The following is a 19,622-nucleotide window of genomic DNA, read 5'->3' as shown; positions in this document are numbered from 1 at the left end:
GCCGGCGGCCGGGTTGAAACGCATCTCGTTGCGGATGGGCTGGTCGCCACCCTCATGCCAGCCAGCGCATCCGGCGCGACTGGCCCATCAGGAAGTCGCGGTTCAGTTCCACGCACTCGCGCAGGTAGCTCCACAGGGCCGACACCCGCGCCACGTGGCGTTGTTCGCTGGAGGCCACCAGCCAGAAGGTGCGGGTGATGGCGATCTCCTCGGGCAGCACCGGCACCAGCTCTTCGGACTGCTGCGCCAGGAAGCAGGGCAGGATCGCCAGCGCCCGGCCGGCACAGGCCGCCGTGTATTGCGCCACGACGCTGGTGCTGCGGAAGGCCCGGAAGGCATCGGGCGCCACCGTATCCTTGTAGCGCAATTCTTCACTGAAGACCAGATCATCGATGTAGCCGATGAAGTTGTGTTGCGCCAGGTCATCCATTGTATGAATGGATGCGTGCTGCGCCAGGTAGTCACGTGAAGCATAAAGCTTCAGAACATAGTCGGACAGTTTTGTGACCACGTAATTACCCGACAAGGGCCGCTCGATCGAGACGCTGATGTCGGCCTCATGCTTGGAGAGGTTCACGAAACGCGGCATGGGCAGCATATCCACCGTGATGTGCGGGTTGCGGGCGCAGAAGTGGGCCAGATGCGGCGCCAATACGAAGGTGCCGAAGCCCTCCGTGGCGCCCAGCCGCACCTGGCCGGAGAGCTTGCTGTTATGCCCGCCCAGCTCTTCGGTGGCGGCATAGAGGGTGCTTTCGACCTGCTCGGCATATTCCACCAGCCGGTAGCCGTCGGCGGTGAGCTTGTAGCCGTGGTTGTTGCGGTCGAAGAGCTGGCTGCCCACCTGTTCCTCGAAACGTTTCATGCGCCGCGAGACGGTGGAGTGGTCGATGCCCAGCTTCTTGGCCGCATCCACCAGGCCCTGGCTGCGCGTGAGTTCGAGAAAGATCCTGAGGTTGTCCCAGTCCAGCATGCGGTCTCCGTGGTCTGCGATTTGCATCAATGCAAAAGCGTTTTGTCTTTGTGGTTATTGTATCGATAAATACGCACATGCAGAATAGCGGGGCCGTAACGGCACCCCGCGTAGAGAGGAGCGGTGACGCACGGCAGGAGACAACGGCAAGACCCGGCGTCCATGAACGCGGGCAGGTCCGACAACAATCACAAGATCAAGGAGACAAGATGCGCAAGAACGCTTTGGGCCGTTCCCTCACGGCTGCGGCCGTGGCCTGTACGGTGTCGCTGGCTGCCACCACCATCCCCGTCCAGGCGCAGGATGCCAACACGGTCAAGATCGGCGTGCTGACTGACATGTCCGGCCCGTATTCGGCCATGGGCGGCCAGGGTTCGGTGGTGGCCGCCAAGATGGCCGTGGAAGACTGCCTCAAGAATGAGTGCCGTGGCATGAAGATCGAGATCCTCTCGGCCGACAACCAGAACAAGCCCGACGTCGGCGTGACCCGCGCCCGCGAGTGGCTGGACCGCGACAAGGTCGAGGCCATCGCCGACCTCACCAATTCCTCGGTGGCGCTGGCGGTACAGAAGCTGATCAAGGAGAAGGGTGGCATCGCCATGTACAGCGGCCCGGCGACCGGTGCGCTGACCACGGCCGAATGCGCCACCAATGGCTTTCACTGGATGTTCGATACCTATTCGCAGGCCGCCGGTGCGGCCGCTGCGCTGACCAAGCTGGGCAACAAGTCCTGGTATTTCGTGACGGTGGATTATGCCTTCGGCCATTCGCTGGAGAAGGATGCCTCCGATGTGGTCAAGGCCAATGGCGGCACGGTGGTGGGCTCGGTGCGGCATCCGCTGAACGCCTCCGACTTTTCTTCCTTCCTGCTGCAGGCACAAGCTTCCAAGGCCCAGGTGATCGGTCTGGCTGATGGCGGCACCGATGTGGTCAATGCCATCAAGCAGGCGCGCTCCTTTGCCGTCGGTGGCAAGGACCAGCGCCTGGTGGCGCTGCTGGTGTTCCTGTCGGATGTGCATGCGCTGGGGCTGGAGGCCGCGCAAGGCCTGGTCTATACCGATGGCTTCTACTGGGATTACGACGAGCAGACCCGCGCCTTCTCCAAGCGCTTCGAAGCGCAATTCAAGAACATCAAGCCGACCATGGTGCAGGCCGGTGTCTATTCCAGCGTCTACCAGTTCCTGAAGGCGCGGGCGGCAGCCAAGACCTCCGACTGGAAGGTCGTGGCGCAGAAGATGCGTGAAATCCCGATCTCGGATGCCGTCATGCGCAATGCCTCCATCCGTCCGGATGGCCGCGTGATCCACGACATGTACCTGTACCAGGTCAAGACCCCGGCCGAATCCAAGGCGCCGTGGGATTACCTGAAGCTGCTGTCGGTGATCCCGGCCCAGCAGGCCTTCCGTCCGATGGACGCGGCCTGCCCGCTGGTCAAGCAGTAATGCCTGTGGCCGGGAGTCGTGCTTCCGGCCTTGCTCTCCCCATCCTGTTCACCTCTTCACAATGGAAATTGCAATGAGCCAAGCCAACATCCCCAGCGTTCCCCTGTATCTCAACGGTGAAAAGGTGCAGTCCACTTCCAAGGAGTGGCGCGACGTATTGAACCCGGCCACCCAGGAAGTGGTGGCGCGCGTGCCCTTCGCCACCAAGGAAGAAGTCGACCGGGCCGTAGCCAACGCCAAGGAGACCTTCAAGACCTGGCGCAATACTTCACTGGCGCAGCGCATGCGCATCATGCTGAAGTTCCAGCAACTGCTGCGCGAGAACATCGCTCCGCTGGCCGAACTGATCACCCGCGAACACGGCAAGACCCTGCCGGATGCGGAAGGTGAAGTCATGCGCGGTTTGGAAGTGGTGGAGCACGCCTGCTCGATCACCTCGCTGCAACTGGGCGAGCTGGCCGAGAACGTGGCCGGTGGGGTGGACGTCTACACGCTCTACCAGCCGCTGGGCGTAGGGGCCGGCATCACCGCCTTCAACTTCCCGGTGATGCTGCCTTGCTTCATGTTCCCCATCGCGGTGGCCTGCGGCAATACCTTCGTGTTGAAGCCCTCCGAGCAGGATCCAAGCTCTTCGCTGTTCCTTGTCGAGCTGGCCAACCAGGCCGGCCTGCCGCCGGGTGTGTTGAACGTGGTGCATGGCGGCCCGGAGGTGGCCAACATGATCTGCGACCATCCCGACATCAAGGCGGTGTCCTTCATCGGCTCCACCCATGTCGGCACCCACATCTACCGCCGCGCCAGCGAGGCTGGCAAGCGCGCCCAGTGCATGATGGGCGCCAAGAACCACTGCATCGTGCTGCCCGATGCGCCCAAGGACCAGGCCATCAACAACCTGCTGGGCGCGGCCTTCGGTGCGGCCGGGCAGCGCTGCATGGCCAATTCGGTGGTGGTGCTGGTCGGCCAGACGCGTGAATGGATTCCCGAGATCGTCGAACGCTCCAGGGCCATGAGGGTCGGCCCCGGTACCGACCGCAAGGCCGATGTCGGTCCGCTGGTTTCCAAGGCGGCCAAGGAGCGTGTGGAACGCCTCATCGCCAGCGGCGTGGAACAGGGCGCCAAGCTGCTGCTGGATGGCCGCAACTGCAAGGTGGCTGGCAGCGAGAACGGCAACTTCGTCGGGCCGACCGTCTTCACCGGTGTGAAGCCGGAGATGGACATCTACACCCAGGAAATCTTCGGCCCGGCCATGTGCATCGTCGAACTGGAGACGCTGGATGAAGCCATTGCCTTCATCAATGCCAATCCCAATGGGAACGGTACTTCCATCTTCACCAGCTCGGGCTATGCCGCGCGCAAGTTCCAGAACGAGATCGACGTCGGCCAGGTCGGCATCAATGTGCCCATTCCCGTGCCGGTGGCCTACTTCAGCTTCACCGGTTCGCGTGCTTCCAAGCTGGGCGACCTCGGCCCCAACGGCAAGCAGGCCGTGACCTTCTGGACCCAGACCAAGACCGTCACCGCACGCTGGTACGCGCCGGACGAAGAAGCCGGCCAGGTCAACACCACCATCACCCTGAAATAAGGAGAGCAGCATGAGCGCCAACATCGTCTTCATCGGCCTGGGCAACATGGGCTTGCCGATGGCGCAGAATCTGGTCAAGGCCGGTTTTTCGGTCAGCGGCCACGATCTGGTCAAGGCCAGCGTGGACAAGTTGGTGGAAGCCGGCGGCAAGACCGAGGCCGACGCCATGGCGGCCGTGGCCAAGGCCGATGTGGTCATCACCATGCTGCCGGCCAGCCGGCATGTGGAATCGCTCTACCTGGGTGATGCCGGGGTGCTGGCCTCGGCCAGGCCGGGGGCGCTCCTGATCGACTGCTCCACCATCGCTCCGGAAGCGGCGCGCAAGGTGGCGGCAGCGGCCAAGGCGCGCGGCTTCGAGATGCTGGATGCGCCGGTCTCCGGCGGCACCAACGGTGCCGCTGCCGGTACGCTGACCTTCATGGTCGGCGGCAGTGCGCAGGCATTCGAGGCGGCCCAGCCTTACCTGCAAAAGATGGGCAAGGCCATCTATCACGCCGGTGAGAGTGGTAGCGGCCAGACCGTCAAGGTCTGCAACAACATGCTGCTGGGTATCCTCATGATCGGGACGTCGGAAGCCATCCGCCTGGGCATGGCCAATGGCATGGACCCCAAGGTGCTGTCGGAAATCATGTCCAAGAGTTCCGGCCGCAACTGGACGCTGGAAGTCTACAACCCTTGTCCCGGCGTGATGGATACGGCGCCGGCCTCCAAGGGCTATGCCGGCGGCTTTGGCGTGGATTTGATGTTGAAAGACCTGGGACTGGCCGTCGAGAATTCGCTGGCGACCAACTGCGCCATTCCGCTGGGCGCCACCGCGCGCAATCTCTACGATATCCACAGCATGAACGGTGCCGGCAAGCTGGACTTCTCCAGCATCTTCAACATGCTGGGCAAGGCGAAGTAAGGGCAGGGCCATCGGGCAGCAAAAAGGGACAGCCTCTTGCGGGGCTGTCCCTTCGTTTTTCTGCATGTTGATGTGCAGCTTATTTCTTCACTTCATCCTCGATGTGCGCGCGGATGATGTCGGCGAAGTTGGCATCGGCCGTAAAGCCCAGCGCCTTGGCGCGCTTGGCTTCGAAGGCGCCGGGCCAGGAATTGACGATGCGCTTGATGGCTTCGTCTTCCTTCCATTCGATCAGCTGCACCACTTCCTTGCCGGCCACTTGTTCCAGCGCATCGACCATCTCCCTGACGGTCACGCACAGGCCGTCGATGGAGAGGAAGCGGGCCAGGCCCAGGTCGGCGCCGTTGATTTCATGGCCGTGGATCAGGTTGGCGATGGCCTGGCGCGGCGACATCAGCCACATGCGGGTGTCCGGCGTGACCGGGCAGACCGAAGGCTGGCCGTTGAGCGGCTCGCGGATGATGCCCGAGGCGAAGCTGGAGGCCGCCTTGTTGGGCGCGCCCGGGCGCACCGAGATGGTCGGCATGCGCAGCGCACGGCCGTCGATGAAGCCCTTGCGCGAGTAATCCTGCACCAGCAGTTCACCCATCACCTTCTGCGCGCCGTAGGAGCTTTGCGGCATCAGCAGGGTATTGTCGGGGACCACGGCCGGCAGCTCGCCGCCGAACACCGCCACCGAGCTGGTGAAGACCACGCGCGGCTTGGTGCCCAGGGCGCGGGCGCGTTCCAGGATGACGCGGGTGGCGTCGAAGTTGATCTTCATGCCCAGGTCGAAATCGGCCTCGGCGTGGCCGCTGACGATGGCGGCCAGGTGGAAGATGGAGTGCGTCTCAGGCGTGATGACGCGCTCGATCACGGCGGCATCGGCGATGTCGCCGGTGACGGCTTCGATGCGCGAATCATTGAAACCCTGGGCCGGCACCACGTCCAGCAGTGTGATGCGCCTGATCTGTTGCGGCTGGCCGTCGCGGCCGGTGAGGGTGCCGCGCTGCAGCAGCTGGCGCGCCAGTCGGCTGCCCAGGAAACCGGCGCCGCCGGTGATGACGATATGCATGTGTTCTCCTCGTGATCTGTCGTCGGAATAGGGGGATATGAACGCTTGAGCGAAACCCGCGCAGCGGATTATAACAGAAGTTGTCATACAACTTTGGGAATATGAAGCGGAAGTCACAAAAGCCCATGCCTGCGCGGTATCATGCGCGCCATGAAGACTTCCTCCTCCTCCAGGCCGCAGGGTTCAGCCCTGGCTTCGCTGGCCGCCGCCTCGCGCGGCAAAACTACGCTGGCCGATCATGTCACCAGCGTATTGGCGCAACAGATCCGCAGCGGCGAATTTGCGCCTGATGCGCGGCTGCCTTCGGAGATGGAGCTGACGGAACGTTTTTCGGTCAGCCGCACGGTGATCCGCGAAGCGATTTCGCGCCTCAAATCCGAGGGGCTGGTCGGTTCGCGCCGGGGTAGTGGCACCGTGGTGCTGCCGGTCACGCCCGCCACGCCGTTCCGGCTGGACCTGAACATGGACGATGGCCGCGACTCCATCCAGGCGGTGCTGCGGGTGATCGAGCTGCGGCGCGGGGTGGAAGGCGAGATGGCCGCTCTGGCGGCGCAGCGCCGCACGCGCGCGCAGAACCTGGCGATCCAGCAGGCCTTGCAGGCCATCGATGCGGCGGCAGCGGCGGGGCGCGATGGCGTGCAGGAGGATTTCGCCTTTCATGCCGCCATTTCCAACGCCGCGCACAATCCGCTCTACACCTCGCTGGTGCAGTTCCTGAGCCAGTTCCTGCACGCCGCCATTCGCGTGGCGCGCATGAACGAGGCACGCAGCAACGAGTTCGTGCAACAGGTGCGCGCCGAGCATGCGGCGCTGGCGCAAGCCATCAGCGACGGCAATGCCGAGGCCGCACGGGCAGCGGCGTTGCGCCATATGGAAAATTCGGCCCAGCGACTCCAGGCCGCCGACAGGGCCTTCTGGGCCAGTGCGGAAGGGCAGGCGGCAGCGCGCGATCTGGCGCGGGTCAGGAGTGGCGGGTGAGAGGGGAAGCGGAGAAGCTAAGAAGCTAAGAAGCGAGCTGTCTACCCGTTCGCCCTGAGTAGACGCGCAGCGTCGTATCGAAGGGTTCACTGGCCGTGAAACTGCGGTGCGCCTCTTCAGGGCGATCAGGACGGGCTTGGGCGCGCCTTCGATACGCGGCGATGCCGCTACTCAGGACGAACGGGGAGTGGATCGCCAGGCAAAGAGCCATCACACAGGCATCACACAGGCATAAAAAAACGCTGCACCAGGCAGCGTTTTTTATTGGCATCAGCAACGATCAGCCGCGCACGACCTTCTTGTACTCGTTGGTACGGGTGTCGATTTCGATGTCGTCATCCTGGCTCACGAACAGCGGCACCATCACGGTGATCTGGTTGGCTTCGATGGCGTTTTCGATCTTGGCTTCCTTCAGGACGTTGCCCGAGGTGTTGCCCTTGACGGCCGGTTCCGAGTAGGCAACCTTGCGCACGATGGTGGTCGGCATTTCGACCGAGATGGCCTTGCCGTCGTAGAAGACGGCTTCGCACTGCATGCCATCCTTCAGGTAGCCGATGGCGTCGCCCATGTTCTCGCCTTCGATTTCGTACTGGTTGTACTCTTCGTCCATGAAGACGAACAGCGGGTCAGCGAAGTACGAGTAGGTCACCGGCTTCTTGTCCAGTACCACGACGTCGAACTTGTCGTCGCCACGGAAGACGCTTTCCTGCGGGCTGTTGGTCAGCAGGTTCTTCATCTTCCACTTGTAGGTGAAACCGGTACGGGAAGAACCGTTGACGTCCGAGCGCAGGACGATCATGGGCTTGCCGTCGACCATAATGATGTTGCCGACGCGGATTTCTTTTGCAAATTTCATAGCGATGTGTCGTGAAAAGTAGGTTTTTTCAAACTGTCAGTAGCCCACTGGTAAAACTTCTAAAACTTCACCGCAAGCCCACGTACGATTGAATTCCAAATTGCGTTAGTTAAAACGATAGCCCGCTATTTTAACTCATTTTCGGCAGTCTTCCAGTCTTCGGCTGCCCGGCGCGCGGCGAAGTCCAGCAAATTGTCCATCCAGTCGCCATTTGCCAACATCTTCTGCACCCATTGTTCTGCTTGTCCGTTCAATGCCGGCAATTGCGCTTGCAGGGTTTGCCACGTCGCGTGCCAGTCCGGCTCACCCGGACAGGCGCCGTTCCAGGCGCGGTTGAGGTCGATGACGGCGGGTGTGGCCGGGTCGTAGATCTTCAGGAAGGCATTGAGCTTGGTGTGGTGCAGGTTCTTGTCCTGGTGGTAGATGTTCCAGATGAAAGGGCGACCGGCCCATTGCGCCCGTACGAAGGAATCTTCACCCCGGACGAAATTGAGGTCGCAGCTCCACAGCAGCTTGTCGTAATCCGTCTGCGGCACGAAGGGCAGCACGCGCACGCTCAGCGCGCCGCGCGTGGCCACGCTGCCGGCAGTCATGGGCGCGGCCAGGAAGGACTCTACGGCCGTGCGCCCGACTCCCTCCGGCACCAGGCAGGTGACCGGGACGGGCGAGGCTTGCCAGGCCGAGAACAGTTCGTGGACCGGGGCATAGTCGTAGCAGAACAGCGAGACCTTGCAGGCCTGGGCCTCTGCCGGCGTTACCCCCAGCCGTGCCAGGAAGGCGGGGCCTTCATCGGCGGCCAGGAAGGCTTGCCGCCGGGCTTGCAGATCGGCCTCGAAGCTGAGGCCCCCGGTGCGTTCGTTGAAACCGGGGAAGAAGAAATACTTGGTCAGCTTCAGCGAGCGGTGCGGCGAGGGGAGCGTATGGCAACCTTCGACCCAGGCCTCGGCTGACAAGCCTTCCAGATTGAACCAGACCGGTTTGGGCGTGCGCCGGGCCATCGCTTCCACGTAGCCGGGCGGGATCTCGCAGCCGAAGAACTCGATCACGATGTCGGCCACCCCGGCGGCAGTGAACTCACCCTCCTGGCTGCGCCAGTGCTGCACGGTCACGCCGTTGATCTGCTGGACTTGCGCCTGCGTGTCCACCGTCGGCCAGATGCGCCGGAAGCTCACCAGATCATCCACCCACAGCCGCACGGCCAGACCGTGTTCGTGCGCCAGCTGCCGCGCCAGACGCCAGCAGATGCCGATGTCGCCATAGTTGTCGACGACCTTGCAGAACAGGTCCAGGGTGCGCAGGGGATTGGGCTGGGAATTCATCGATATGCAGGAAAATGCCTAAGCAGGGCGCATGATACCGGCTTGCCGGGCAGGCTGACGAATGCACATGAACAAGAAGGTCAAATTTTTTCAAATTAAATAGCTTGCAATTCAATTTTGAGCGGTTTAATATGCAGCCCATGGACACGACGCACACCACGAATCTTCCGGACGCACTGATCGATGAAGCCCTGCTTCTCGACAACCAGCTGTGTTTTGCGATGTATTCGGCGTCGCTGGCGATGACCAAGGCCTACAAGAAGATCCTGGCCCCGCTGGAGATCACCTATCCGCAATATCTGGTGATGCTGGTGCTGTGGGAAAGGGATGGCGTTACGGTCTCGGAACTGGGCACGCGCCTGTTTCTGGATTCTGGTACGCTGACCCCGCTGCTCAAGCGCATGGAAAGCATGGGCTTGCTGCACCGCAACCGCGATGCCGGCGATGAGCGCCGGGTGGTGGTGAGCCTGAGCGAGTCCGGCCGCGCCCTGCGCAACAAGGCCAGGGCAGTGCCGCAGCAGATGAGCTGCATGCTGCCTGCGCTGGATCAGATCAAGAGCCTGGTGCTGGCCCTGAAGGAAGTCCGCACGGGGCTGGTCAACGCCGAGGATGAATGAAAAGGCAGCAGGTTTTTACGCTTTAAATTGTGCGCAATAATATAGTGAATTATTTATACCGTTGGCGCCGCCGTATCGAAGACCGCCACACCGCAAGTGAAGCAGCACATCAGTAGCAGAGAAGCAGCAAGACAATCTGGCAAGCCAGTGGTGAACGAAAACGAATCTTTCGGCACCACGCCCCTCAAACGTAGCCCGCAAGGGTGACGACAACCTGAACTTTGAAAGGAAATACCATGCCCTCGAACAAGATCGAAAAAGCCCTGTACACCGCCACCGCTACCGCCACTGGCGGCCGTGAAGGTTCGGCCAAGTCCTCCGATGGCGTCCTGGACGTCAAGCTGTCCACCCCGAAGGAATTGGGTGGCGCCGGTGGTAATGGCACCAACCCGGAACAACTGTTCGCCGCCGGTTACTCGGCCTGCTTCCTGGGCGCGCTGAAGTTCGTCGCCGGCCAGGCCAAGATCGCCGTACCCGCTGACGCCAGCATCACCGGCAAGGTCGGCATCGGCCAGATCCCGGGCGGTTTCGGCATCGAAGCCGAACTCAACATCTCGCTGCCGGGCATCGACCGCGCCGTGGCGCAGGATCTGGTGAACAAGGCGCACCAGGTGTGCCCGTACTCCAACGCCACCCGCGACAACATCAACGTGACCCTGAACCTGGTGTAATGCGTTCAGGCGGGCAGGAGCGATCCGCTTCCTGCCTGCGTTGAGAGTGTGAAAGAAAACGCCGCTGCGTCCCCGAGGTCGCAGCGGCGTTTTGTCGTTTGAGGCGCATCAGTGCGCAGTCCGTTCCGGCCGCAGCAAACCTTGCAGCAAAGTCCGCGCGACGCAGCGATGGAAGGGCAGGATGGCGGCCAGGTAGAACTCCCCCAGCAAGCGCTTGGTCCGGACCACGGTAGTGACGGTGACCCAGGGGCCATCGGTCGCCTGCGCCATCTCCGTCCCTGCGGGCGACTTTTCCACGCACAGGCGGAAATCAAGATGGCTGTCATCCAGCCCCATCACCACCCGTGCCGGTTCGGCCAGCAGCAGCGGAAAACCCGCCGGGGCGCCGTGGTCACCGGCGCGCTTGAATCCCAGCGGCGCCACCAGGCGGTCTCGCAGTTGCATCAGCGTACTGATCCACGCGGGTTGCGAGGCCATCATGCGCTCGGCGATTTCGGTACTGTTCAATTGCGCCAGCTGCGGCGTAAGGCGGATGCGGTAACTGTCGGCGAAGCCGGCACCCGGTAGCAGGGCCCAGTGACGGGCTGCGGGCGCGACTTCTTCGGCGTGCGGGGCAGGGGAGGCAGGCATGATGGTCTCCAGGCAAGTTGAAAAAAAGGCCGACAGCGACGCTGCCGGCCTTGCTCACCGGATCACAGGATCACGCGAGCCTACCTGCCGTTGCGCCGCTGCTTTTCCGCCGCGCGGGCGCTGGCGAAGCGCTCGTGGGTTTCCTCGGCCTTGCGGCGGCCGAAGGCGTAGTTGGCTTCCAGCCACATGACGTTGATGATGCCAAAGGCCAGGGCCAGGCCGATGCCGAGTATCCAGGCGAAATACCACATGATGTTCTCCTCGTTGCAGATTGCGATTGCGCGTAATCAATACGCAGTGTGTTCGTTCTCGTGAATGTCGCGGGCGGTGACCTTGCCCTTGACCACGCGATAGACCCAGCCGGTATAGACGAGGATGATCGGCAGGAAGATCAGCACCATCCAGAACATCAGGCCCAGGGTCTTGTGGCTGGAGACTGCATCCCACATCGTCAGGCTGCTCTTGGCATCCAGCGAGGAGGGCATCACGAAGGGGAACAGCGACATGCCGGCCGTCAAGATGATGCCGGTCACCGACAGGCCGCTGGCGATGAAGGCCAGGCGGGCACTGCGCACCAGCGCCAGCAGCGCAGCCAGCACGGCACCGGCCACACCGAGTGCCGGGAACAGCTTGGTCACGGGCCACTTGGCGTAGTTGTCGAACCAGGCGCCGGTGACCACTTCCACGGTCTTGGCCAAGGGAGTGAAGGCCGTGTTGACGTCCGGCATCGCGGTGATGCGATAGCCCGGCATGTGGGCCACCCAGAAGCCGCCGGCGATGAACAGCAGCACGGTCACCAGCGCGGCGCCGATGACGGTCTTGCGCGAACGTTCAGCAATGGCTGCATCCGTCTTCACGAAGGCAAACGCCGCGCCGTGCATCAGCAGCATGGCCACCGACAACAGGCCCGCCAGCAGGCCGAAGGGGTTCAACAGGGCGAAGAAGCTGCCGGTGTATTCCACCCGCATGGAATCGTCGTAGTGGAAGGGCACGCCCAGGAGCAGGTTGCCGAAGGCCACGCCGCAGATCAGGGGCGGCACGAAACCACCGATGAACAGGCCCCAGTCCCAGGCATTGCGCCAGCGCGGATCGGCCACCTTGCTGCGGTAGTCGAAGCCGACCGGACGGAAGAAGAGCGAGAACAGCAACACCATCAGGGCGATGTAGAAGCCCGAGAAGGCCGTCGCATAGACCAGCGGCCAGGCTGCGAAGGTGGCGCCGCCGGCGGTGATGAGCCAGGTCTGGTTGCCTTCCCAGGTGGGGCCGATGGAGTTGATCAGGATGCGGCGCTCGGTATCGTCCTTGGCGGCGAAGGGCAGCATGATGCCCACGCCGAAGTCGAAGCCATCGGTCAGTGCAAAACCGATGATGAGTACGCCCACGAAGGCCCACCAGATCAGTTTGAGTGTTTCGTAATCGAAGATCATTTTGCTTTCCTCTTTTTTCCGGGGGCTTAGTGGCTGCCGGCGTTGGCGGCCGGATTCAGGGGCGGCGGCAGGACGTCGCCGGGGCTGCTTTCATGGCCCTTGTTCTCCCAGTGGTACTGGCCGGTGTGCAGGCTGCTCGGGCCCAGGCGTGCGTACTTGAACATCAGGATCATCTCCACCACCAGCAGGAAGGTGTAGAACAGCACGAAACCGGCCAGGCTGAAGTAGAGGCTGCCCGGTTGCAGCGAGGAAGCCGACAGATGGGTCGGCAGGATGCCGGCGATGGTCCACGGCTGGCGGCCATATTCGGCCACGACCCAGCCCAGTTCGGCGGCGATCCAGGGCAGCGGGATGGCGATCACGGCCAGGCGCAGCAACCAGCGTTGCGGGGCCAGCTGCTTCTTGGCCAGGAACCAGAACGAAGCCGCGAAGATGAACAGGAACAGGAAGCCCAGCCCCACCATGCCACGGAAGGACCAGAACATGGGCGCTACCTTGGGGATGGTGTCATCCACGGCCAGGGCGATCTGTTCGGGCGTGGCATCGACCACGTTGTTGGTGTACTTCTTGAGCAGCAAGCCGTAGCCCAGATCCTTCTTGAGCTTGTTGAACTCGGCGCGTGCCTCGGGCGACTTGTCGCCGGACTTCAGCCTGGTCAGCGCGGCATAGGCCAGCATGCCGTTGCGGATGCGGACTTCGTTTTCCTTCTTCAGATCCTTGATGCCCAGCACCTGCATATCGACCGAGCGTGTCCCGATCAGGCCCAGCACATAGGGAATCTTGACGGCGTAGTCGGTGCGTTGCTCCTTCTCGTTGGGCAGGCCGAACAGGGTCAGGCCGGCCGGGGCAGGGTGGGTGTCCCACTCGGCTTCGATGGCGGCCAGCTTGACCTTGTTGACTTCACCGGCGGTATAGCCCGATTCGTCGCCCAGCACGATCACCGAGAGCGTGGCGGCCAGGCCGAAACCGGCGGCCACTGCAAAGGAGCGCAGCGCAAAAGCGGTGTCGCGCGCCTTGAGCAGATACCAGGCGGAGATGCCCAGCACGAACATGGATGCCGTGACATATCCGGCCGCTACGGTATGCACGAACTTGACCTGCGCCACCGGGTTGAAGATGACGTCGGTCATGCTGACCAGCTCCATGCGCATGGTCTCGAAGTTGAATTCGGCGCCCACGGGATTGTTCATCCAGCCGTTGGCGATCAGGATCCACAGCGCCGACAGGTTTGAACCCACCGCCACCAGCACGGTGACGATCAGATGCTGCTTGCGCGAGAGCTTGTCCCAGCCGAAGAAGAACAGGCCCACGAAGGTCGATTCCATGAAGAAGGCCATCAGGCCTTCGATGGCCAGCGGGGTGCCGAAGATGTCGCCCACGTAGTGCGAGTAATAGGACCAGTTGGTACCGAACTGGAATTCCAGCGTGATGCCGGTGGCCACGCCCATGGCGAAGTTGATGCCGAACAGCTTGCCCCAGAAGCGGGTCATGTCTTTGTAGATCTGGTTGCCGGTCATGACGTAGACCGACTCCATAATGACCAGAATCCAGGACAGGCCTAGCGTCAAGGGGACGAACAGGAAGTGATAGAGCGCCGTAACGGCAAACTGCAGCCGTGACAGCGAGACGACTTCATCGATGGGAACCATGTTGTGTTACTCCGGTTGTTGTTTGGCGGATAGGTCTTGGTGTTGTGCGGTTGCCGCAGGCGAGGTGAAGGACAGCATGCGCTGCTCCACGCTTTGCACCGGCATCTGCATGTGCTTGGCTTCGGGATGTGCGAAGAAGGTCTTGGCCAGCACCGTGATGAGGGCGATCTTGATCACCAGCAGCACGGTGATTTCCACCCCCAGCGGCAGCCGGGTCAGGCGTGGCCATTGCCACGGCCGTTTGCGGGACGGGTGTGTGAGTTGCATCTGGCTTACTCCTTTTCACTGGCGCCGCCGACGACGCGGAACTTGTCGCGCACGTCCAGCAGCTTCTTGACCTTGGAACCCATCTTCATGAGCGATACCAGCGTTTGCGGCGACAGGCGCTGCACGTCGTCGAACCAGGAACTGGAGAGCTCAATCAGTTCATACATCTGGCGCATGCGCTTTTGCGCCTCCTTGTCTTCCTTGTTGCCGGGTGCTTCCAGCAGGGCGTCGCGCAGCATGGAGAGCGTCGGCTCGATCTCGCGGCGGCGGCGTTCCTCCAGCAGCACCTTGAAGATTTCCCAGATGTCGCCTGGCGGTTCGAAATATTCACGGCGGTCATTGGGTTTGTGCAGCAGTTTCACCAGTCGCCAGGACTGCAGTTCCTTGAGTCCCATGCTGACGTTGGAACGCGAAAAACTGAGGTACTCGGCAATCTCGTCGGCATTGAGCGCGCGCCCGCAGATATAGAGCAAGGCATAGATCTGGCCGACGGTGCGATTGATGCCCCAGCGGCTGCCCATCTCGCCGAAATGGCTGATGAAACGCTGCATCATGGGCGTGAGTACGGTGTTTTCCATGTCAAAAAACTTTCGAAATTTCAGTAATTGCTGAAATTTAAAACAAATGCTTGACCCATCGCAATGCTACGCACCTACGTATTTGCTGATAACAGACATCACGGATGAGAATGACGCACGCCCGGCGCGCTCGCGCAGGCGATGGTCGTTGGCAGGCTCAGAGGGATGACAGGGGAGAAGAACGGTGGACCGTTTCTGACTCACGACATCGCGTCTTTGCGGACTTCCCGGTTCCACAAGGACGCAGCCCTGTTCGGCATCATGTTGCGCTGCGTGAACGTATTTTCACGCTTTCCTGTGTCAGGCAGAAGCTTTTGGCTCGCAGGAAACATGATGCGGATCAAACCAGCTGCATTTGCGTCCCGGTCGCGGCAGGGAACACCAGGCTGAAGCGGATCCACCCCGGTTGCGGACATTGCACCGTCGCCGTGCCGCCATGCAAGGCCATGATGGCCTTGACGATGGCCAGCCCCAGGCCGTTGGATTCGGTGAAGGCGCTGCGCGAGCGATCGCCGCGATAGAAACGGTCGAACATGCGCGCCATCGCATGGGGCGTGACGCCCTCGCAGCGGTTGTCCACCAGGATGCGGCAGCCGCTGGCATCGCCTTCGGCCTGGATGCGGATGATGCTGTGGGCCTGGCCATAGCGCACCGCATTGATGACCAGGTTGCTGACGGCCCGGCGCCACATGTCGCGGTTGGCGTGGCAGCTGCCCTGCGCCTGCAGTTCGAAGCGCAGGCCGCGTTCGTCGGCGATGCCTTCGAAGTATTCGGTCACCTTGCCCAGTTCTTCATGCAGGTCCAGCGCGCTGCACTCCACGGCCAGCGTGGCATGGTCGGCCTGGGCCAGGAACAGGATGTTCTCGACGATGCGGGCGAGGCGCTGCAATTCCTCCACGTTCGATTCGAGCAATTGTTCATATTCGTCCAGACTGCGACGCTGGCCCAGCGCGACCTGGCTCTGGCCCATCAGCACATTGATGGGGGTGCGGATCTCATGGGCCAGGTCGCCCGAGAACTGCGTGAGGTGATCGTAGCCGGCCTCCAGCCGATCCAGCATGGCATTGAAGGACAGCGCCACGCGCCGCAGTTCGGCCGGCATGCCGTCCTGCTCCAGGCGGGTGGACAGACGATCCGGGGTGATCTGGGCGGCGCGCTGGCTCATCGCCTCCAGCGGCTGCAGTCCGCGCCGCAGCAGCAGGAAGCCCAGCAGCGAGGTCAGCAGGATCGCCGCCCCGGCCGCGCCGGCGATGCGCCAGCGGTAGCTGTGCATCATGCGGTCTTCCTGCACCATCACGTAGGCCGCCACGATTTCCACCCGGTCGCCGCCCTGGCCACCCTTGCCCACATCGGCCAGCGCCGACACCCAGCGCACCCGCACGCCATCGGGACGATGGCTGGTCTGCAGGCTGGCCGCGCTGACCGGGCTGCCCACCGGCAGCGGTGTCATGGGCGGGGGCAGCAGATGGTCGGGATTGCTCTGGATGAAGGGGGCTTCACCTTGGCGGCGGAAGATACGCACATCCTGCTCGTTGCCCATCATGCTTTCGAACAGCGCCGGACGCTGCTCCATCTGCTCGACGTTGTAGAGGTCGTGCATCAGGTTGCGGAAGTGTTCCACGCGCCCGATCAGCGCCTGGTCGGCGCGCTGGGACAGGGCATCGTTGGCGGCGCGGTCCAGGTAGAAACCCAGGCCGGTCACCACCAGCGCGGTCATCAGTGCAAACAGGGCGGTGACGCGCGAGGTCAGGGTCCAGCCGCGCACGGCAGATGCATCGGCGTTCATGGATCTTCCGAAAACATGTAGCCCACGCTGCGCACGGTGTGGATCAGTTTCTTCTCGAAGGGCGCGTCGATCTTGGCGCGCAGGCGCTTGATGGCGACGTCGACCACGTTGGTGTCGCTGTCAAAGTTCATATCCCAGATCTGCGAAGCGATCACGCTGCGCGACAGCGCTTCGCCCTGGCGTTTGATCAGCAGATGCAGCAGCATGAATTCCTTGTTGGTCAGGGCGATGTTGACGCCCTGGCGCGTGACCTTGTGGCGTACATGGTCCAGCTGCAGATCGGCGATCTCGTAGACTTCCGCTTCACGGGTGACGCCCCGACGCAGCAGGGTGCGGATGCGCAGCACCAGCTCGGTGAAGGAAAAGGGCTTGACCAGATAGTCGTCGGCCCCCAGCTGCAGGCCGCGGATGCGGTCTTCCACCTGGTCCTTGGCGGTCAGGAACAGCACCGGCAGGTCGCGCTTGCTGCGCAGCGCGCTCATGACCTGCCAGCCATCGAGGCCCGGCAGCATCACGTCCAGCACCACCAGGTCGTAATCCTGTTCCAGCGCCATGTGCAGGCCATCGCTGCCGGTGCGGGCGAGGTCGACGGCATAGCCGGATTCGCGCAAGCCTTTGCGCAGGTAGTCACCGGTCTTGGGGTCGTCTTCGATTACCAGAATGGCCATGCTGTGAGCAGTCGTGTGGGATGGAGTGCCGCTGCAAAGGCAGGCGGGATCGGGGAGAATGGCTTGAAAATGCACTCGATTCTAGCAATGGAGGGATTTTTCTTCATGACAAAATTGTCATCCGATTGCCACTCAAGTGTCACCGCGGCGCTTTTACCATGGCGTCAATCCGGCAAGGTCCATGCCCTGCCTTCGCTTTGCATCTCTCCTTTTTTTCGCTGGAGCGCACCATGCTGATCAAGATTCGTCCCGACCAGATCGATATTCCGACCGCCTCCGAGATCACCCCGCGCGACCTCTACCTGTCGCGCCGCAGCTTCATGGCGCGCGTGGCGGCCGGCACGGCGCTGGCCGGCGGCCTGGGCGCGCTGCCCCAGGCCTTCGCGCAACAGGGCCGGAAGCTGCCCGCCCAGCTCAACAAGGCCTATGCGGTCATGGACAAGCAGACCGCCTACAAGGACGCCACCACCTACAACAATTACTACGAATTCGGCACCGACAAGGCCGATCCGGCCAAGTATGCCGGTTCGCTCAGGACCAGCCCCTGGACCATCGACATCGAAGGCGAAGTCAAGAAGCCCATGACCCTGGACCTCGATGCCCTGACCAAGCTGGCCCCGCTGGAAGAGCGCGTCTATCGGATGCGTTGCGTGGAAGGCTGGTCGATGGTGATTCCCTGGATCGGCTATTCACTCTCGGCCCTGATCAGGAAGGCCGAACCCACCGGAAATGCGCGCTATGTAGAATTCGTCACCCTGGCTGACCAGAAACAGATGCCGGGCTTGTCCACCCCGATCCTGAACTGGCCCTATCGTGAAGGTTTGCGCATGGACGAGGCCAATCACCCGCTCACGCTGCTGACCCTGGGCATGTACGGCGAAGTGCTGCCCAACCAGAACGGCGCGCCGGTGCGCATCATCGTGCCTTGGAAATACGGCTTCAAGTCGGCCAAGTCCATCGTCAAGATCCGCTTCGTCAAGGACGAGCCCAAGACCGCGTGGAATCTCTATGCGCCGCAGGAATACGGCTTCTATTCCAACGTCAACCCGAACGTGGACCACCCGCGCTGGTCGCAGGCCACCGAGCGCCGCATCGGTGAGGACGGCTTCTTCACGCCCAAGCGCAAGACGCTGATGTTCAACGGTTATAACGAAGTGGCCAGCCTGTACACCGGTATGGACCTGCGCAAGTTCTTCTGATTCGACCGGACCGCCCATGCCGCTTGCCCCCGCCGCCTTGCGCAATCTCAAGCCCCGCAGCGTCACCGTGCTGTGGTGGCTGTTGCTGGCCCTGGCCTTCGTCCCGCTGGCGCGGCTGGTGGTGCTGGCTGCCACGGGCGGGCTGGGCGCCAATCCGCTGGAATTCATCACCCACAGCACCGGCGACTGGACGCTCTACCTGTTCTGCATCACCCTGGCCGTCACGCCCCTGCGCAAGATCACGGGGATGAACTGGCTGGTGCGCATGCGGCGCATGCTGGGGCTGATGGCCTTTTTTTATCTGTGCCTGCACTTCACCACCTTCGTCTGGTTCGATCACTTCTTTGATCTGGGCGAGATCTGGAAGGATATCGTCAAGCGCCCCTTCATCACCGTGGGCGTGCTGGCGCTGGTGTTGTCGATTCCGCTGGCCATCACCAGTGCCAACGGCATGGTGCGGCGCCTGGGCGGCAAGCGCTGGCAGGCCTTGCACCGGCTGATCTATGTGATCGTGCCGCTGGGCGTGCTGCACTACTGGTGGGACAAGGCCGGCAAGAACCTGATCGCCCAGCCGCTGCTGTTTGCCGTGCTGGTCGGGGTGCTGCTCGCTGTGCGCCTGCTGTGGCGGCGTAGCGGCGCATCGGCCGCGCCGGGAAAGCCCGTGCGGCGCTGAAAGCTTCATATCCCTTTTGTTTGAACTGATCGTCTGAGCCGATTTTCAGGATTTTTCCGGAGCCTTGCCATGTCCCTGCTGAAACCTGCCGCCTTGGCCGCCAGCCTCTGTCTGGCGCTGGCCTGTACCGCCCCCGCGTTTGCCGCCGAGGCCGCCGTCGCCGTTCCTGCGCCCAGCGGCAAGGCCGTGCTCAACTCCACGGCCAGCAGCGCTACCGTGGTGTTGGCAGGGGGATGCTTCTGGGGCGTGCAAGGGGTGTTCCAGCATACGCAGGGCGTGTTGCAGGCGGTGTCCGGCTATGCCGGTGGCAAATCCGACACGGCGAACTATCCGATGGTGAGTTCCGGGACCT

At 62.5% G+C, this 19,622-nt stretch carries 20 protein-coding genes and 1 pseudogene; 9 read left to right on the top strand and 12 right to left on the bottom strand.

Features of this window, described 5'->3' with window-relative positions:
• Nucleotides 1-52 precede the first annotated feature (52 nt).
• Entirely contained in the window at nt 53-970 is a 918-nt protein-coding gene (locus tag AACH55_RS16030) for a LysR family transcriptional regulator (protein WP_338715666.1), read from the bottom strand.
• A 209-nt stretch (nt 971-1,179) separates the two neighbouring features.
• On the opposite strand from AACH55_RS16030, the gene AACH55_RS16025 reads away from it, so the two are divergent.
• The 3 genes from AACH55_RS16025 (at nt 1,180) to mmsB (ending at nt 4,898) form a co-directional block, all read left to right on the top strand.
• Entirely contained in the window at nt 1,180-2,412 is a 1,233-nt protein-coding gene (locus AACH55_RS16025; protein ID WP_338715665.1) for an ABC transporter substrate-binding protein, read from the top strand.
• A 73-nt stretch (nt 2,413-2,485) separates the two neighbouring features.
• Nucleotides 2,486-3,994: a CoA-acylating methylmalonate-semialdehyde dehydrogenase gene (locus tag AACH55_RS16020; protein ID WP_338715664.1), complete on the top strand. Its 1,509-nt coding sequence runs from the start codon at nt 2,486-2,488 to the stop codon at nt 3,992-3,994.
• Nucleotides 3,995-4,004: 10 nt separating this feature from the next.
• Nucleotides 4,005-4,898: a 3-hydroxyisobutyrate dehydrogenase gene (gene mmsB, locus AACH55_RS16015; RefSeq protein WP_338715663.1), complete on the top strand. Its 894-nt coding sequence runs from the start codon at nt 4,005-4,007 to the stop codon at nt 4,896-4,898.
• Nucleotides 4,899-4,977: 79 nt separating this feature from the next.
• Here mmsB and denD read toward each other — a convergent pair whose 3' ends face one another.
• Nucleotides 4,978-5,952 carry a D-erythronate dehydrogenase gene (gene denD, locus AACH55_RS16010; protein ID WP_338715662.1) on the bottom strand — a complete coding sequence of 325 codons (975 nt, stop codon included), beginning with the start codon at nt 5,950-5,952 and terminating at the stop codon, nt 4,978-4,980.
• A gap of 141 nt (nt 5,953-6,093) precedes the next feature.
• Here denD and AACH55_RS16005 point away from each other — a divergent pair, with 141 nt between their 5' ends.
• Nucleotides 6,094-6,930: a FadR/GntR family transcriptional regulator gene (locus tag AACH55_RS16005; protein WP_338715661.1), complete on the top strand. Its 837-nt coding sequence runs from the start codon at nt 6,094-6,096 to the stop codon at nt 6,928-6,930.
• Between the two features lie 280 nt (nt 6,931-7,210).
• Here AACH55_RS16005 and AACH55_RS16000 read toward each other — a convergent pair whose 3' ends face one another.
• The gene (locus AACH55_RS16000) at nt 7,211-7,786 is read right to left on the bottom strand and encodes an elongation factor P (RefSeq protein ID WP_338715660.1); all 576 of its coding nucleotides are present in this window, start codon (nt 7,784-7,786) and stop codon (nt 7,211-7,213) included.
• 125 nt (nt 7,787-7,911) lie between these two features.
• Entirely contained in the window at nt 7,912-9,105 is a 1,194-nt protein-coding gene (gene earP / locus AACH55_RS15995; protein ID WP_338715659.1) for an elongation factor P maturation arginine rhamnosyltransferase EarP, read from the bottom strand.
• 131 nt (nt 9,106-9,236) lie between these two features.
• Between earP and AACH55_RS15990 the strand changes: the two genes are divergently transcribed.
• Both AACH55_RS15990 and AACH55_RS15985 read left to right on the top strand, forming a co-directional pair.
• Nucleotides 9,237-9,722, top strand: coding sequence for a MarR family transcriptional regulator (locus AACH55_RS15990; protein WP_338715658.1), 486 nt, complete (start codon nt 9,237-9,239; stop codon nt 9,720-9,722).
• Between the two features lie 236 nt (nt 9,723-9,958).
• Nucleotides 9,959-10,393, top strand: coding sequence for an organic hydroperoxide resistance protein (locus AACH55_RS15985; protein WP_338715657.1), 435 nt, complete (start codon nt 9,959-9,961; stop codon nt 10,391-10,393).
• 108 nt (nt 10,394-10,501) lie between these two features.
• On the opposite strand, the gene AACH55_RS15980 is transcribed toward AACH55_RS15985, so the two are convergent.
• From AACH55_RS15980 to AACH55_RS15945, 8 genes are all read right to left on the bottom strand, one after another.
• Nucleotides 10,502-11,023: a DUF2867 domain-containing protein gene (locus AACH55_RS15980; RefSeq protein WP_338715656.1), complete on the bottom strand. Its 522-nt coding sequence runs from the start codon at nt 11,021-11,023 to the stop codon at nt 10,502-10,504.
• An 80-nt stretch (nt 11,024-11,103) separates the two neighbouring features.
• Entirely contained in the window at nt 11,104-11,274 is a 171-nt protein-coding gene (gene cydX, locus AACH55_RS15975; protein WP_008330178.1) for a cytochrome bd-I oxidase subunit CydX, read from the bottom strand.
• 36 nt (nt 11,275-11,310) lie between these two features.
• Nucleotides 11,311-12,450, bottom strand: coding sequence for a cytochrome d ubiquinol oxidase subunit II (cydB, locus tag AACH55_RS15970; protein WP_338715655.1), 1,140 nt, complete (start codon nt 12,448-12,450; stop codon nt 11,311-11,313).
• A gap of 26 nt (nt 12,451-12,476) precedes the next feature.
• Entirely contained in the window at nt 12,477-14,099 is a 1,623-nt protein-coding gene (locus AACH55_RS15965) for a cytochrome ubiquinol oxidase subunit I (protein ID WP_338715654.1), read from the bottom strand.
• Nucleotides 14,100-14,105: 6 nt separating this feature from the next.
• A complete protein-coding gene (cydP, locus tag AACH55_RS15960; protein ID WP_044528720.1) occupies nt 14,106-14,366 on the bottom strand; it encodes a cytochrome oxidase putative small subunit CydP in 261 nt (86 codons plus the stop codon).
• Between the two features lie 5 nt (nt 14,367-14,371).
• A complete protein-coding gene (locus tag AACH55_RS15955; RefSeq protein ID WP_338715653.1) occupies nt 14,372-14,944 on the bottom strand; it encodes a GbsR/MarR family transcriptional regulator in 573 nt (190 codons plus the stop codon).
• A 340-nt stretch (nt 14,945-15,284) separates the two neighbouring features.
• The gene (locus AACH55_RS15950; protein ID WP_338715652.1) at nt 15,285-16,730 is read right to left on the bottom strand and encodes a heavy metal sensor histidine kinase; all 1,446 of its coding nucleotides are present in this window, start codon (nt 16,728-16,730) and stop codon (nt 15,285-15,287) included.
• On the bottom strand, nt 16,727-17,398 hold the full coding sequence (locus AACH55_RS15945; protein WP_338715651.1) for a heavy metal response regulator transcription factor: 672 nt from the start codon (nt 17,396-17,398) through the stop codon (nt 16,727-16,729). The genes AACH55_RS15950 and AACH55_RS15945 overlap by 4 nt, the downstream gene beginning before the upstream one ends.
• 230 nt (nt 17,399-17,628) lie before the next feature.
• On the opposite strand from AACH55_RS15945, the gene msrP reads away from it, so the two are divergent.
• From msrP to AACH55_RS15930, 3 genes and pseudogenes are all read left to right on the top strand, one after another.
• The gene (msrP, locus tag AACH55_RS15940) at nt 17,629-18,597 is read left to right on the top strand and encodes a protein-methionine-sulfoxide reductase catalytic subunit MsrP (protein WP_338715650.1); all 969 of its coding nucleotides are present in this window, start codon (nt 17,629-17,631) and stop codon (nt 18,595-18,597) included.
• A 16-nt stretch (nt 18,598-18,613) separates the two neighbouring features.
• Entirely contained in the window at nt 18,614-19,270 is a 657-nt protein-coding gene (locus AACH55_RS15935) for a protein-methionine-sulfoxide reductase heme-binding subunit MsrQ (RefSeq protein WP_338715649.1), read from the top strand.
• Between the two features lie 69 nt (nt 19,271-19,339).
• Nucleotides 19,340-19,621: pseudogene (locus tag AACH55_RS15930) on the top strand (peptide-methionine (S)-S-oxide reductase); the annotation flags it as partial.
• Nucleotide 19,622 lies beyond the last annotated feature (1 nt).

Origin of the sequence: Herbaspirillum sp. DW155 (genome assembly GCF_037076565.1) — a bacterium.
GTDB lineage: Bacteria > Pseudomonadota > Gammaproteobacteria > Burkholderiales > Burkholderiaceae_D > Herbaspirillum.
This window is presented reverse-complemented; position numbering and strand designations above follow the sequence as displayed.

Bases quoted from the DNA above. Each gene is read 5' to 3' on its own strand.
- AACH55_RS16030 (WP_338715666.1), bottom strand. From the start codon at position 970: ATGCTGGACTGGGACAACCTCAGGATCTTTCTCGAACTCACGCGCAGC.
- AACH55_RS16025 (WP_338715665.1), top strand. From the start codon at position 1,180: ATGCGCAAGAACGCTTTGGGCCGTTCCCTCACGGCTGCGGCCGTGGCC.
- AACH55_RS16020 (WP_338715664.1), top strand. From the start codon at position 2,486: ATGAGCCAAGCCAACATCCCCAGCGTTCCCCTGTATCTCAACGGTGAA.
- mmsB (WP_338715663.1), top strand. From the start codon at position 4,005: ATGAGCGCCAACATCGTCTTCATCGGCCTGGGCAACATGGGCTTGCCG.
- denD (WP_338715662.1), bottom strand. From the start codon at position 5,952: ATGCATATCGTCATCACCGGCGGCGCCGGTTTCCTGGGCAGCCGACTG.
- AACH55_RS16005 (WP_338715661.1), top strand. From the start codon at position 6,094: ATGCGCGCCATGAAGACTTCCTCCTCCTCCAGGCCGCAGGGTTCAGCC.
- AACH55_RS16000 (WP_338715660.1), bottom strand. From the start codon at position 7,786: ATGAAATTTGCAAAAGAAATCCGCGTCGGCAACATCATTATGGTCGAC.
- earP (WP_338715659.1), bottom strand. From the start codon at position 9,105: ATGAATTCCCAGCCCAATCCCCTGCGCACCCTGGACCTGTTCTGCAAG.
- AACH55_RS15990 (WP_338715658.1), top strand. From the start codon at position 9,237: ATGCAGCCCATGGACACGACGCACACCACGAATCTTCCGGACGCACTG.
- AACH55_RS15985 (WP_338715657.1), top strand. From the start codon at position 9,959: ATGCCCTCGAACAAGATCGAAAAAGCCCTGTACACCGCCACCGCTACC.
- AACH55_RS15980 (WP_338715656.1), bottom strand. From the start codon at position 11,023: ATGCCTGCCTCCCCTGCCCCGCACGCCGAAGAAGTCGCGCCCGCAGCC.
- cydX (WP_008330178.1), bottom strand. From the start codon at position 11,274: ATGTGGTATTTCGCCTGGATACTCGGCATCGGCCTGGCCCTGGCCTTT.
- cydB (WP_338715655.1), bottom strand. From the start codon at position 12,450: ATGATCTTCGATTACGAAACACTCAAACTGATCTGGTGGGCCTTCGTG.
- AACH55_RS15965 (WP_338715654.1), bottom strand. From the start codon at position 14,099: ATGGTTCCCATCGATGAAGTCGTCTCGCTGTCACGGCTGCAGTTTGCC.
- cydP (WP_044528720.1), bottom strand. From the start codon at position 14,366: ATGCAACTCACACACCCGTCCCGCAAACGGCCGTGGCAATGGCCACGC.
- AACH55_RS15955 (WP_338715653.1), bottom strand. From the start codon at position 14,944: ATGGAAAACACCGTACTCACGCCCATGATGCAGCGTTTCATCAGCCAT.
- AACH55_RS15950 (WP_338715652.1), bottom strand. From the start codon at position 16,730: ATGAACGCCGATGCATCTGCCGTGCGCGGCTGGACCCTGACCTCGCGC.
- AACH55_RS15945 (WP_338715651.1), bottom strand. From the start codon at position 17,398: ATGGCCATTCTGGTAATCGAAGACGACCCCAAGACCGGTGACTACCTG.
- msrP (WP_338715650.1), top strand. From the start codon at position 17,629: ATGCTGATCAAGATTCGTCCCGACCAGATCGATATTCCGACCGCCTCC.
- AACH55_RS15935 (WP_338715649.1), top strand. From the start codon at position 18,614: ATGCCGCTTGCCCCCGCCGCCTTGCGCAATCTCAAGCCCCGCAGCGTC.